This is a genomic window from Cohnella luojiensis, from assembly GCF_004564235.1.
In the GTDB taxonomy this organism is placed as follows: domain Bacteria; phylum Bacillota; class Bacilli; order Paenibacillales; family Paenibacillaceae; genus Cohnella; species Cohnella luojiensis.
The window spans coordinates 151,496-165,360 of sequence record NZ_SOMN01000004.1 but is presented as its reverse complement, the minus strand read 5'-3'; the positions used below and the strand labels follow the sequence as shown (position 1 = coordinate 165,360).

The following is a 13,865-nucleotide window of genomic DNA, read 5'->3' as shown; positions in this document are numbered from 1 at the left end:
TTGGACGAATTTTGTTATCGATTCAATCGTAGAAAATTCACAGGCGAAGGTTTCAATCGGCTGCTTCATCTAACTTAAGAGCCATATTAATAAAAAGCGTTTTGTGCTAGGAATAGCCGTTTCACCGCCTCGTTCTCGGAATTGCCCTTCACTATAATGAAGGCATGATCAGCATTTCCAACTCGGGAGGCGGAGAACATGATTACCAAAGGCCAGGATTTCTCCAAGCGGCAGTACGTTGAAGAAGGGTATAGCGGACCGACTCAAGGCTTGAGCTTGGAGGAGTCGGACAGGTTTTACAATGAGTTCTTCAAGGTGCTCGGTCAGTCCAAGTACGAGCCGGGACCGACGAAAACCAATCTATCGGCGTGGCATCACCATCACCGATGGGCTTATGAGCTAGCCACGCATCCGAGTATCGTGAACGCCATTCAACAAATATTAGGGCCGGATCTCGTGCTCTGGGCAATGCACTTCTGGTACAAGGAGCCTGGCAACGGCAAGTTCATTCCGTGGCACCAAGACATTAACTATTGGCCGATGGAGCCTGCGATCAACGCTACCGCGTGGATGAGCCTTGGCTTCTCGATCAAGGAAAACGGCTGCTTGCGCGTAATCCCGGGCACGCACAAGCAGCACATTGCTCATGTAGCCCTAGGTGATGACAATAGCGTATTCGAGCAAGGTCTAGCGGCCGAAACGGTCGATGAGTCCAAAGCGGTTGATTTGGAGATGTCGCCCGGACAAATCGCCTTTTTCAATGAAGCGACTTTCCACGGTTCGGAAGCGAACAACAGTAACATCCCGCGAGTCGCCTTCTCGGTCCGTTACACGACGCCGGAAGTGAAATTCAAGATGGTGGAATGGGGCGGCGATACGTCGAGGATCAAGACGTTCCTCGTCTCGGGGGAGGACCGCCTACATCTGAACGACGACATTAGAGGTACGGTTCCAACGCTGTGACTAGAGATCGGATGCTTCAACATCGGTATCGCATCAACGACGGAAGCTCCAGCCCTCCGGGACTGGAGCTTCAGCAATCCTGGTGGGCGATGAGCGGAATCCATGGCGGACGCCAAGACAGGGAATGGTCGGACGAGGAGAAGTTTGAGCGGTTGGCCGAAGCCGGATTCAACGGGATACTGGGACGTCTTCCTTCGGAGCCCGCGGAACAACGGAGGTGGAGGCAGCTATTGAACCGGTACGGGTTCAGCTTCGGCGTGCACCTTATTCCGTTTCCTCGGACTTGGGAAGAAGCTGTTCCTTTCCTGAAGCGTGCTGCCGAATTCGGCGCGCAGTACGTGAACGGCCAAGTGATGGACCAATACGTCATCGGCGACGAAGCGATCCGTCTGCTCGATGGATTGACCGATGCGGGCGCCAAGGAAGGGATTCCGTTGTATATCGAGACGCATCGCGGGCGCATTACGCAAGACGTCATCCGCACATGCGACTATGTGAAGGCGATACCTGGCATGAGGCTTAGCATCGACTTGTCACACTACGTGGTAGCAGGCACGATGGATGAATATGACGAGAAGACCGAAGCTTATTTCGAGGAGCTGCTCCAGCGAACGGGCACGTTACATGCACGGATCTCAGGCGCCAACCAAGTTCAGATCGATATGGAATCGGCCGCGGGCCAAGCGATGACGGAGCATTTTCGCAGGTGGTGGGGGAAAGGAATGAAATATTGGCTTCAGGACGCGATGCCTGGCGACAGACTGCCGTTCGTATGCGAGCTTGGGCCTATCGGCTATGCGATCTCGAGGTACGATAAGCGGCTGCAACGGGAAACGGAGCTGTCCGACCGATCGCGGCAAGCTCTCGTCCTGAAGGATATCGCGGCGGCTTTGTGGAAGGAGTGTAGGTCGGAGTATTGTTCCTAACGGGGGTATTCAAGTGATCAGTCAGACGAACGGCCGGTTTTTCCTCAACTCGCTTAAGCTTACGTTCTTGCACATTACTCCCTACGAATTGGACTATACTTGGCGGATCCGCGATGCCCGCCGTATTCCTCACGACGTGTTGTGGTGCCTGGAGGAAGGCGAAATCCGCTTCACGGTGAACGGAATCTCCTACGGCGCCCTTGCAGGCCAGTTGATTCTGCTTCCCCCTCAATCGGACATCACGAGTTATGCGGTGTCTTCGAGAGTCCGCCTTACCAGCATTAACTTCATAGCAGAGCTTAGCCTATCTAACAATAGGAAATGGTCGGATGTACTGAAGCTCCCCATACTCTACTCCGGCTATAATATGGCGATCATTAAGCCGGTTATAGATACTCTGCTTGCAGACTCTACCGAAGATTCCTTCGCTCAAGCCATCCTGCTTCAATCCGGATTGGAACGTTTATTCGCGCTTATGCTCAATAAATATTACGGTGCCGAACGCGTAGACCAGCTGCCAGGCTTAGATCCAAGAGTGCAGGCGGTCATGGCTTACTTATCCATACATCCGGATTATTCAGGAGAGGTGGCAGCATTAAGCGAGCTATTCCAAGTGAGCGAATCCTATCTGCGCAAGCTGTTCATGGATGATCTGGGCATGCCGCCGTTAGCTTACATTCATCAGTTCAAAGTCGAGTCGGCACAGAAGCGGCTCACTACAAGCATGGAGAAGGTTTCGGAGATCGCTTATTCGCTTGGGTTCCAAGACGCGAACTATTTCAGCCGCCTGTTTCGGAAGAAAACAGGGCTCTCCCCGAACGATTACCGAAACAAATATAGAAATTTCAACATTGAACATTAGGCTCCAGCCGGTCTGCTAACCTTTCAACCCCGAGCTTGCGATCCCTTCAACGAACCACTTCTGACAAACCACGACCAAGACCAAAAGAGGCAAGAGCGCGGAGACGGATGCGGCCATCGTGAGGACGTAGTTCGTCCCGAACTCCTCTACGTAGCTGGTTAATCCGAGAGGCAGCGTGTACAAATCCCTATCCCGGAGGAAAATGAGCGGATTCTCGTATTCGTTCCAGTGCCAGGTAAAGGTGAGGATGAACAAAGTCACCAGCGCCGGCTTGGTGAGCGGCAGGCAGATTTGCCAGAAGGTGCGCCAGTATCCGGCTCCGTCCACGCGACCGGCCTCCATTAGCTCATTTGGCAACGTGCTGAAAAATTGCCGCATCAGGAAGGTGCCGAACACGGTGAACAATCCCGGCAAGATAAGCGAATAATGGGTGTTGATCAGTTTCATCCAGTCGAACAGAATGAACCGGGGAACGAGCAACACCTGACCGGGAATCATCATCGTCGACAAATACATCAAGAAAAGGACGTTCCGCCCTTTGAACTTTATTTTCGCGAACGCGTATCCGGCCATTGCGCTTGTTAAGATATTGCCCGCAACCGTAATGCCGGTAATCTTGATAGAGTTAATGTAGAAAATATAGAAAGGATTCGACCCCGTCCACACTTCCCTATAGTTCTCGAAATGCCACTTCTTCGGAATCCAGTCGATCGGATATTTGAAGACATCGCCGTTTACTTTGAACGACGTTGATATCATCCAAATGAAAGGAATGACCATGATAACGGCAAAGACGGCCATCACGATCGTGATTATCGTTTTCAATAAAGCGGAATTGCGTTTTTTTCTCTCGGCCACGGGAAGGATCTCTCCTTTCTCTTAGAAGTGCTGCTGCCATCTTTTCTGGCTTTGCCACTGGATAAGGGTAACGACGAAAATGATGGCGAACAGCACCCAAGAGACGGCGGCTGCGTAGCCCATCTTGTAGTAACGAAACGCGAGCAAATAGATATGATAGGACAGTACCATCGTCGAATCGATCGGGCCTCCCTGCGTCATGACCGCTACAGGACCGAACACCTGGAACGACCAAATGATCAGCGTAATGGCAATAAGGAACGTCGTCGGCGTCAGCATCGGGACCGTAATTCGGAAAAACTGACGCAGTTTCGAGGCGCCGTCGATCTCGGAAGCTTCGTACAAATCCTTGGATATTCCTTGCAGTCCGGCTAGATAGATGACCATGGCATAACCGATCGTCACCCACACGGACATGATGATAATCGCGAATAGCGCGGAGTCCGGGCTGGAGAGCCAGCCTGGCGGATGGGAGATTCCGAAGTTTCTCAGCACTTGGTTGATGGGACCGTCGGATGCCCGATACATGATGCTCCATATGACCGATACGGCGACAAGGCTGCTGACATAGGGCAGGAAGATCAAAGTACGAAGCGTATTCTTGAAATACACGTGTTTGTTCAGAATAACGGCGAGCACGAGTCCCAATATGATCGAAGCGGGTACGCTGACAACGGTGAATATCGTGTTGTTTTGGAGTGCCTTGAGGAATTTCGGATCGCTGCCGAGCGCCTTGAAGTTATCCAAGCCGACCCAGCTAATCCCGGAGAAGCCCTTCAGATACTCCCAATCGTTAAACACGAGATACAAGCTGAACAAGATCGGAAGCAATACGAATAGGAAATATCCCGACAGGTTCGGCAGGATGAACAAATAGCCTGCGAGGTTTTCCCTGAAACTCGCGCGACGCCATAGCTGTCTCATCAGGAGCGACTTCCTTTCTTTCCATGCCCTTTTTCTAAAAACCCTCCGGCACCCGATTGCTGCCGGAGGGTTTCCATCGCATGGTTATTTTTTGGCGCCTTGAATGGTCGAATCGCCGCGTGATTTCATCGTTTCGACGGCTTTGTCGATCGGCTGGGCTCCTAGCAAGTACTTCTCCAGCTCTTCCCTGTATACTGCTTTAAGCTCGGTAGGAACCGGAACGTCGTACGAGGTTGGGAAAGTGTAGCTGCCGGCCAGCATCGCCTTTAACGACTCTTCGTCGATCAGATTCTTGTCTTCGCCGATCAAGATAGAGGCGATTTGCGCGGCGTCGGCTTTCTTGCTGGAAGGGATCCGTCCGCCCGGAGTCATCCCCATATTGCCCTCTTGCAAATACCAGCTCATGAATTTCATGACGGCTTCTTTGTTTTTGCTGTTCTTGTTGATGGACATGTAGTCGCCCATGCCGCCGCCGGGGTTGACGTTGCCGCCCGCCGTGAATTGCGGATAAGGCGCGAATCCGATTTTGAAGTCATGCGGGAAGTTCTGGACGTCTTTGATATAACGGATAATGTAGATTTGGGATGCCGACATGGCGGCTTTACCTGTCAGAAGCTCATTCTGCACCGTGATTTTGCCGGCTACGGCTTCGGAGTACTTCATCATGATTCCTTGGTCTTCAAGGCTTTTTTGAAGTTCCATCCCCTTCTTGAGAGCAGGGCTATTAAAGTTGGACTTACCGTCTTCGGCGATATACGAATCTTTGGCTTTGGCCGTCTGAAGCACGAGGTCGCCGAAGGTGGATAGCGCCGGGTCCAGCGTCGTGCCTTTCATTTCGCCTTTGTTAAGCTTGGTCGCTAGCGCCGCGAACTCATCCCAAGACCAGGATGCGGGGATCTTCTCGCCGGCCGCTTCCAGCGCCGTCATATTGATCAGAACGGCTCCGATATTCTTGTTGGCGGGCAAGTAGTAGTACTTGCCGTCCGGGAATTTCTTGATGTTCTCGGACCCGATGATGCCGTCTACGTCGAAGCCCGCTTGGGCGATCAGATCATCCAACGGTTCGGTCATGCCGGCTTCCTGGCGCTTCGTCATTCTGTCGTCGCCATAAGTCATGAAGAGGTCAGGCGCGTCCGTATTCGACAACAACGCGGTTTCCAGCTTGAGGTTGCCGGGATCGTCGTTGACATACCGCGTATACTCCACTTGAATGTCCGGATTCGCCTTGTTCCAGGTATCGACTACGTTCTGCGGTCCGCTCTCCGGCGGTACTCCTCCCCAGAATTTAAGCGTAATCGCTTTCCCATCCGCAGGTAGCGCAGATGCTTCCGAAGCAGATTCGGAAGGTGACGCTGAGGCTGATGCAGCTGGCGATTCCTCGTTGTTGCCGCCTTTGCCGCACCCGCTTAACAATAAGCTTATAGCGAGCACGAACGATGCGCTTGCACTAAACGCTTTCTTCAATTTTCCCATCCCCTTCTTGGTTTGTCGGTCGAACTGACTCAATCGTAGCGGGATTATCGGAGGAAAGACACGGATTAATCTTGATAAAATAAGCACAATTCTTTCACGTTTATACAGAGGTTAAGCCCGCCCCATGTACAGCTTACGGAATTCGGTGGGGTACATGCCTTCGATCTGCTTGAAGCTTCTGCTGAAGTGATTCGGATCCGCATAACCGATCTGCTCGGAAATTTCGAATATTTTATAGGCCGGATTTTTCAATAGCTCCCTGGCTGTTTTCATGCGTATATTCGTGATGTAATCCGTAATGGTTTTACCGGTTTCCTTCTTGAATAGAATGCTGAGATAATTTTCCGAATAGCCGACTTTTCCGGCCAAGTCGGATACCTTGATCGGCATATTGTATTGCTCCATGATGAGCCGAATGACGTTCTGGATTTCCGGACGGAACCTCTCTTGGCCATGCTGCCGCTTATATCGGAAATAGACGGGAATCCACCCCGCGAACCAGTCGGCTAATTCCTGCAGCTTCTCGGAGCTTCGGATGACATGGTAGGGATATTTGTCCTCGTGCAACTTGACCGAATAGATGTCGAGTCCCTCGGCCTTCAAGCTGCGGGAGAAAAGGTTCAACAGCTGAACCCATTGTTCTCTTACGACGGCGGGAGGAATGTTCTTGGCGGCTATTGCGCTCTGAGCCATCGCTTGTACGCATTGCCGGAGACCGGACTCATCCTGCTCTTCGAGTCGCTTCTTCCACTCTTCCTCATCCCAGGATTCATGGGGGAAAGGGGATGGAGTTCCAACCTGCTCGGAAAAGAGGGTGCACCCGCTCTCATGATAGAACCGGTAACTTAAGACATTGTCCGCCTTCTCGTAAGCGGCATTCAGCGCGAATACGTCCGAATAGGCAGGAGAGACCCCGCAGGCAATGGATATTTTCAGGAAGGAAGCTATGGCTTGATGCATCTCGACTAGCATGTCCGCATTCATTTCGCCGCCGGTTAGTACGACGAATTTGCCGCTGCCAATCTCGATGAGCTCGCCGTTGCCGTACTTTTTCAACACTTCGCCCAGCACGTTCCTGACCGTATAATTAAGCAGCCGTTCGCTCTGGAACCGATTATGGATCATTAACTCCTCGTAAGACTCGATCTGGATGGCAATGACGGTTAACGGCGATGGAAAGGGTTCTATTCGGAATTCGTTGAATACCTGCTTGATCTCCATTCTGGAACAGTGACCGAGAACGAGCTCGCGAAGACGCTTCTCCTTGACCTCGGCGCTGTATTGGTTGACCTTATGCTCCAATTCGGTATAGGCGCTTTGGCCCTGCTTTTCGAGCAACAGTTGCTCCTTAATGGCCCTTAGCTTCTGCATCAGTTCGGATGGGTTGATCTCCAGCTTCGTAATATATTCGATCGCGCCTAGCCGCAGCGCTTGTTGAACGAAGGCGAAGTCGTTGTGGTTCGATAGGACGAGACATTTAATGGAAGGCCAACGCTCGCGAATGCGTTTCATCAGATCTAGGCCATCCATCTCCGGCATGCGAATATCCAGTAGGACGATCTCGCAGGGATTGGATTCCAATATCGCCAGCGCCTCGAGACCGTTGGAGGCTTCGCCGATTACCTGAAATTCGTCGTTATCTATAGGAATAATGGTCTTCAAGCCGATGCGGACCAGAATTTCGTCATCCACGATTAAGATTCGGATCATCGTGCGGTTCCCTCCTTCTTAAAGGCAGCTGCAGGCTCATTCGAACCCCCTCGTTCTGTTGACTATGAATCCGAATGCCGTATTGAGGGCCGAAGTGCAGCTTGATTCTCTCGTTTACGTTCCGAATGCCGATGCCGCTGAATTTGGCGTGCGGCTGGTTTAATTGCGTCTCGACGAGCTGAATCTTCTCCATGCTCATGCCGACGCCATTATCTTGCAACGTTAACATTAGATAGCCGTCCCGTTCCATGGCGCGAATGTCGATATGAAGCGGAAAGCGGTTGCCGTGTATAATGCTGTTCTCGACGGCCGGCTGCAGCGTAAACTTCAGAACCTCGCAATCCATCAGGGACTCGGGCACTTCTATCGTAATCGTAATTTGATCATGGTAACGGATCTTTTGCAGGGACATGTATACCTGCAGATATTCCAGCTCTTCGCGCAGCGTCACGTACTCTTCTTCATTGCGCATCGTGAAATTCAGCAGCTTGCCGAGCTTCGCGATCATCTCGCTGACATGCTCCGCGTTCGATAGAATGGCCATCCATTTGATCGAATTGAGCGTATTCAGAAGGAAATGCGGGTTGATCTGCGCTTGCAGCGCCTGGAATTGCGCTTTCTGCTTCCGTTGCTGCTCATCGTACAGGTTCGCGATCAGATCTTGCAGGTGACCGACCATCTTGTTGAAGTTGCTGCCAAGCACGGCGATTTCATCAGCGCCTTTGACCTTGACCAGCGTGTTGAATTCTCCCTTGCCGACCTTGTTCATCGACTTGGCAAGCTGCTTGAAGGGGCTCGTTACCCGAAGCATCAAGATAATGAAAGCGATTGCGAATAGAAAAAACCAAGCGACGACCCAACCGATTGATTTGTCTTTCTCGTGGCTCAGCTGATCGGCGAAGCTCTTCTGATTGATGAGCTGCACGAGCCGCCATCCTAGCTGAGGGATATTAGCATCGTTTACTAGATAATCTTGACCGTCTAGGGATATGGTCCGGATGCCGTTCGTTTCGATTCGGATCTGTTGAAGCGTTTGAAGAGTAAAGCCAGAGATAGCGGTGCTAGGAGCAACATCTCCAAGAAGCAGTTCATTCGTCGTATCCAGCAGTAAACTTATCGTGCCGGACTCTCGTTGCGCGCGCAGCTCGGAGTCGCTATAGAAGAAGTCGGATACCGGTACTCCGATGAGGAAGGTTCCGTAATTTCTTCTATACTCTCCGTTCACTTGCCTGGTCATCACGACGTACGGTTGACTGTTGCCGCCTGCGCTAAGCGTATAAGGAACCGACCAGTAAGGGGAGCCGCTTCCTTGCTGAATTGTCGGTTTGTACCAAGCTTCATCTTGGAATGAGCTTACTTCCGCCTTCATTACGGCCGACCAGGTCGTATGCGTATAACCGCGGTTGTCGTACAAGCCCAACTGTGCATCGCTGTCGAGCAATAGATCCTTGACGTTGGACATTTTGGTTTGCAAGCTTTTGAGTTTAATGAATGTATCGTACTGATCGGACCAGTCGGAAGGCGATCTTAGGAACTTCTCCGTCTCCGGGTCGTTGATGATAAGGCTGGACGCCGTTATTATTCGAACCGTTAGGTCGTTCATCGTCTGTGCCTTCTGCGCGACTGCGGCTTGGTTGGATTGATACAGCTGCATCTGGACGATTTTCTCGGAAGAATCGTAGAATCGATAGAGGATGACGACCACCGGAATAATGATGAGAACGAACAGCGAGATCAGTATTTTCCCGCGGAGCGTTCGGAATGGATTGCGCAGGAACGCCATGAAGATCATCTCCTTCTGTCTATCCTACACCGATAGGCGTGGAGGTGACCACTTCGGATTATGCGCACGGCGTGAATATCAAAGAATATGCTAGAAATCTCAAAGAATAAGCAAGGATAAACAAAGGTTTTTTCGTTGCGTTCGGACGGTTGCAGTTAACCGCAAGCCTAATTCCGCTCAGAGTGCTTTTGGCAACCAGAATGGCTATTTTAGCTAAAGATTTTTCCCTACCCATCCGGTAATCTAGGGTTGTAATCGACTCTTGGGGGAGGTTGGATAAAATGGAAGCCACGAATAAATCGCTACCTGAAGAGGAAGCGAACGCGGCTGCGCAGGAAATTATTACGGACGTGCAAGCGAGGTTTTTCTTGGACAACGGTTTTTTGGTCATCCGCAACGTTCTGTCCGAGGAAGAATTACGGCTCTTGAGGGAACAAACGCTAGGAGTCGTCGATAAAGGGATCGCCGGCGAATGCGTGAACGAGGACTATCTATACCGCGTGCGCAGCGGCGGCGAACGCGTTTATTGGCGGACGGAATACGTCGTCGACAAACTGGACGCGACGAAAGCGTTACTGGGTCATCCGTTCATTCTGCGGTCCGTGGAGAAGCTTCAAGGACGCAATTTAATCCCGACGTGGGATTCCCTCGTCGTCAAGATTCCGAGCCAAGCGGCTAGCGTGCCTTGGCATCGGGATGCCGAAGTTCCGACGGGCTGCGTGGATCCCCGGCCGATCTTTAACGTGGCTTTCTATTTGGACGATGCGGACGAGAAATCCTGCCTGTGGGTTATTCCGGGCAGCAACCGATGGGATGCGCAGATGTCCCGCGAACGTTGCACGCGGCCGGGTTTCGACTTCGAGGGCGCGATTCCGGTACCGCTTCGAGCCGGCGACGTCATTTTCCACGACATCCAATTGTTGCACGGGTCTCCCGAAGGAGAAGGCAATGCCCTGCGGCGCACGATTTACTACGAATTCCGCCCTGGAGAAATAGAAGTCGAATTCGGACCGCATACGCTGGAGTATTTAACGATTAAACAACGCTTGCTGAACGACTGCATCGACAGACGCAAACAAACCGCTTACGGGGCGTCGGAGAAACCGTTCGATTACCGCCCTTCCGGCGCGTTGGCGTTAGCTGCGGACACGGTCCCATCGCAGACGGGATATCGCATTCCGCATGATAAATACTGGAGAGTTTAGGCTTCAAGAATAAATCAAATTCGAACAAAACTGGGTTAAACTTTGCCCGGTTTTTTTCTTGTACATCCGCCCGAAAGTGTGTACGTCCGAATAGCCGACCTTAAGCGCGATTTCTCCGATGGATAGGTTCGATTGGATGGCGAGCTCTTTGGCTTTGCCGATCCGAATCCGTGTAAGGTACTGCATAGGGGACATGCCGACGTGTTTGCGGAACAGCGCAAGAATGTAGTTTTTGGTAAGGCCCGACACGTTCTCGAGATCTTCTATTCGAATTTCCCGGTCGTAATGCTCGCTGAGATGGTTTTTGATCAACACCAGCTTGGGCATATTTTGCGACTCGGTATTCGTATGTTCGTTATGGGCGCTGCCCCATTGGGCTGTTTCCGCAAGGATTCGCATGAGTAGACTTTGGCACTGAATTTGGTGAAAGAGCCCGGGCTGGCGGTAGTGGGTTACCAGTTGAGAGAGCAGGGATTCCACCGGATGCCCCGCGAAATTTCCAAGAAGATGACGGTTCTGGAACAAGTCGTCGTAAGGGAAAGCGGAGGCTCCGAAATGAAAGACGATGGAGATGCAGATATAAGGCTGATCATCGGCCGGAAGAATGGAATGGCGCTCGTGCGGAGGATGGAACAACAGGTCTCCTTTGCGCGTCTCGTACGGGACATCGCCTACCGGGTATCGACAGTATCCGTCGACGACGTATTGAAGGACGAACTGAGTCATCTCGCGGTCGCGGATCTTCCATCCCTTGGGGGCGTTGAACATATGCGCTAGCGTAATATAAGGCGGAAAATGAAAATCCGGCAGTTTCCCGATCGTCTCCGCGGGTTGCATGCCTGACCAGTCGCTTCGTTCCATGACGCAGCTCAATCCTTCCTTCTTCGGAATTCGGTCGGGGATACTCCATAATAGAGAGTGAATTGTTTCGTGAAGTGATGAATAGACGAATATCCCAAATCCAAGGCGATATCGGTAACGGAACGATTGCTCTCCCATAGGGCGGCTTTCGCCTGCTTCATAATAGACTGTGTCCAATAAGCCTTGGGCGATAAGCCTGTCGCTTGCTTGAATAGCTCGTGGAATTGCGTCTTTCCCAAGCCGCATTCCGCAAGCCAGTCTTGATAAGTATGATCTTGCGCGGCTTCTCTATCAATCCGGTCGATGATAGGCAGAATCCGGTAATCGATCGGACGGTCGGTCCTGGCGACTTGCGCGAGCTCCAGCAGAAACGCTTTAACAAGGTTGCTTGCGATCAGTTGATTGTGCGAATCCTGTTTCTGACCATGGGTTACGGCATGAGCGAACAAGACCAGCATCGCTTCTTGATGCTGCAACGAGTGTAAAACGGGTAGTTCGTCCAGTTCGGGACAGGGAATGACGGGCGTCAACAATTCCCGGTTAAAATCGGATTCGTGCCACACAAGATGGTGACTCGTGTTGAACGGAAGGTCATTCCATAGCTCGCAGTACAAATTATAAGTGGAGAGGGGATCATCCGGCTTAGAAAAAAAGGAGTGGGGAACTCCGGGTTTAAAATAGACCAGGTCGCCCTTCTTGACAGGGTAGGCCTGACCCGCGCACCTTACCGTTCCTTTGCCGCCGTCAACGAGGTGAAAGGCATAGCAGTAACCAATCCGGGTAGCTTCGCTCGGGTTTCTTTCCTCTGGAAACGAATAATGATGCGCGACCCGGACAAAAGGGTTGATCGATGAAAATACAACCATAGACAGCAGCCTCGTTTCACGAAAATACCGGAACAATTGATAAACAACTGAACGGATATGCAAATACAGAGTTTCCAGTTCATGCTATTATTTTCTCATATAATAATCGAATAGGGAAGGTGAGAGGCATGAATAAACAAATGATTGGTGGAAGTTTGACTAAAGAACAAATCGACTTTTACAACGACGAAGGTTATGTGGTATTGCCGAATCTGCTAACGGAGGAAGATTTGATTTCCGCGCAAGAAGCCATGAATCAGAAGGTATCCATGATTGCCGAGGAGTTGATGCGCAGCGGTCTTATCCAAGATAAATTGGAGCATCGGCCGTTTCGTTACAGGCTGGCCGAGTTGTTCCGGGATTTGAGCGCGGAGGATTTCCTAAAGTACGGCAGAAGCTGGCGGGACCGCATACCCGGTTATTTTCATCTGATGAGCAACTCTAAGATTCTCGATGCCGTCGAGTCACTGATCGGGGGAGAATTGTTCTCTAATCCCGTCTACAACGTACGACCCAAAATCCCGAAAGTCGCAGCCGGCGCCGTCCCTTGGCACCAGGATAAATCCTACTGGCCGGACGCGAATTCGAATCCCGTCATAACGGTCTGGATCCCGTTAGTCGATGTCAACAAGCTGAACGGTTGTCTGCACATTAAACCGAGGACTCACAAGAAACGGCTGCTGAAATGGCATCAAGAGTCCGTAACGGGAACGGGTTATACGGCATTGAAGGAAAGTCAGCTGGGCAAGACGGAAACGGTCGTCCTTCCCGTTTCCGCGGGCAGCGCCATTCTGTTCAACGATAGATGCCTCCATATGTCCACGCCCAATTTGTCCGACGAGGTTCGTTGGAGCGTAGATCTCAGATATCAGCCTACGGATCAGGATCCGATGACGGCGCACGGCGTGGGATTCCTGGCAAGAAGCCGCAAGCATCCCGAGCGCGTCGCTGCGTTGGAAGATTGGTTGGCGGAACGGCCTGAGCATGAGGTCATATAGGGCAAAGGAGCCGGCGACAGTGTCGGACTGCAGCCGGCTCCTTCGCTATTTCTTCAGATATTGCTTGGGCGTTGAACCGTACGTCCGCTTAAACATGCGAATGAAATAACTGGTTTCCTAAGCCGCTATCAGCGGACTAAATGGCCGGAATCTCGAAACTCAATCACTCTAAACCGCTGCGAGCAGACTAAATGACCGGAATCGCGAAAATGAGTCACTCTAAGCCGCTGCGAGCGGACTAAATGGTCGGAATCGCGAAAATGAGGCACTCTAAGCCGCTGCGAGCGGACAAAATGGCCGGAATCGCGAAAATGAGTCACTCTAAGCCGCTGTGAGCGGACTAAATGATCGAATTAGCGGAAATCTGTCACTCTAAGCCGCTGTGAGCGGATTAATTTGATTTTTCTATTAATACCTTTCATCTGGAAGCATTATT

At 51.5% G+C, this 13,865-nt stretch carries 12 protein-coding genes and 1 pseudogene; 5 read left to right on the top strand and 8 right to left on the bottom strand.

The annotated features are described in order from the left end of the window. The first annotated feature begins 198 nt into the window (after positions 1–198). The 3 genes from E2980_RS05745 to E2980_RS05735 are packed head-to-tail and all read left to right on the top strand — an operon-like array spanning position 199 to position 2,751. Positions 199–963, top strand: coding sequence for a phytanoyl-CoA dioxygenase family protein (locus E2980_RS05745; RefSeq protein WP_135151181.1), 765 nt, complete (start codon positions 199–201; stop codon positions 961–963). An 11-nt stretch (positions 964–974) separates the two neighbouring features. After that, on the top strand, positions 975–1,889 hold the full coding sequence (locus E2980_RS05740; protein WP_135151226.1) for a sugar phosphate isomerase/epimerase family protein: 915 nt from the start codon (positions 975–977) through the stop codon (positions 1,887–1,889). 13 nt (positions 1,890–1,902) lie between these two features. After that, on the top strand, positions 1,903–2,751 hold the full coding sequence (locus tag E2980_RS05735; protein ID WP_135151180.1) for a helix-turn-helix domain-containing protein: 849 nt from the start codon (positions 1,903–1,905) through the stop codon (positions 2,749–2,751). A 15-nt stretch (positions 2,752–2,766) separates the two neighbouring features. Here E2980_RS05735 and E2980_RS05730 read toward each other — a convergent pair whose 3' ends face one another. The 5 genes from E2980_RS05730 to E2980_RS05710 form a co-directional block, all read right to left on the bottom strand. After that, positions 2,767–3,609, bottom strand: a complete 843-nt coding sequence (locus tag E2980_RS05730) for a carbohydrate ABC transporter permease (protein ID WP_240702898.1) — start codon at positions 3,607–3,609, stop codon at positions 2,767–2,769. A gap of 21 nt (positions 3,610–3,630) precedes the next feature. Continuing rightward, positions 3,631–4,533 (bottom strand): carbohydrate ABC transporter permease, encoded by a 903-nt coding sequence (locus E2980_RS05725; RefSeq protein WP_135151179.1) that lies wholly within the window; start codon positions 4,531–4,533, stop codon positions 3,631–3,633. Between the two features lie 84 nt (positions 4,534–4,617). Next, positions 4,618–5,997 carry an ABC transporter substrate-binding protein gene (locus E2980_RS05720; RefSeq protein WP_167746995.1) on the bottom strand — a complete coding sequence of 460 codons (1,380 nt, stop codon included), beginning with the start codon at positions 5,995–5,997 and terminating at the stop codon, positions 4,618–4,620. A gap of 120 nt (positions 5,998–6,117) precedes the next feature. Beyond that, positions 6,118–7,716, bottom strand: a complete 1,599-nt coding sequence (locus tag E2980_RS05715; RefSeq protein WP_135151177.1) for a response regulator — start codon at positions 7,714–7,716, stop codon at positions 6,118–6,120. After that, positions 7,691–9,499: a sensor histidine kinase gene (locus tag E2980_RS05710; protein WP_167746994.1), complete on the bottom strand. Its 1,809-nt coding sequence runs from the start codon at positions 9,497–9,499 to the stop codon at positions 7,691–7,693. The genes E2980_RS05715 and E2980_RS05710 overlap by 26 nt, the downstream gene beginning before the upstream one ends. A gap of 281 nt (positions 9,500–9,780) precedes the next feature. Between E2980_RS05710 and E2980_RS05705 the strand changes: the two genes are divergently transcribed. Continuing rightward, positions 9,781–10,704, top strand: coding sequence for a phytanoyl-CoA dioxygenase family protein (locus E2980_RS05705; RefSeq protein ID WP_135151175.1), 924 nt, complete (start codon positions 9,781–9,783; stop codon positions 10,702–10,704). A gap of 3 nt (positions 10,705–10,707) precedes the next feature. Here the strand turns inward: E2980_RS05705 and E2980_RS05700 are convergent, their stop codons facing one another. Both E2980_RS05700 and E2980_RS05695 read right to left on the bottom strand, forming a co-directional pair. After that, the gene (locus tag E2980_RS05700; protein ID WP_205699922.1) at positions 10,708–11,565 is read right to left on the bottom strand and encodes a helix-turn-helix transcriptional regulator; all 858 of its coding nucleotides are present in this window, start codon (positions 11,563–11,565) and stop codon (positions 10,708–10,710) included. A gap of 8 nt (positions 11,566–11,573) precedes the next feature. Continuing rightward, positions 11,574–12,431 carry an AraC family transcriptional regulator gene (locus E2980_RS05695; RefSeq protein WP_135151174.1) on the bottom strand — a complete coding sequence of 286 codons (858 nt, stop codon included), beginning with the start codon at positions 12,429–12,431 and terminating at the stop codon, positions 11,574–11,576. Positions 12,432–12,559: 128 nt separating this feature from the next. On the opposite strand from E2980_RS05695, the gene E2980_RS05690 reads away from it, so the two are divergent. After that, positions 12,560–13,429, top strand: a complete 870-nt coding sequence (locus tag E2980_RS05690; protein ID WP_135151173.1) for a phytanoyl-CoA dioxygenase family protein — start codon at positions 12,560–12,562, stop codon at positions 13,427–13,429. A gap of 45 nt (positions 13,430–13,474) precedes the next feature. Here E2980_RS05690 and E2980_RS25080 read toward each other — a convergent pair. Continuing rightward, positions 13,475–13,537: pseudogene (locus E2980_RS25080) on the bottom strand (hypothetical protein); the annotation flags it as partial. Positions 13,538–13,865: the final 328 nt, after the last annotated feature.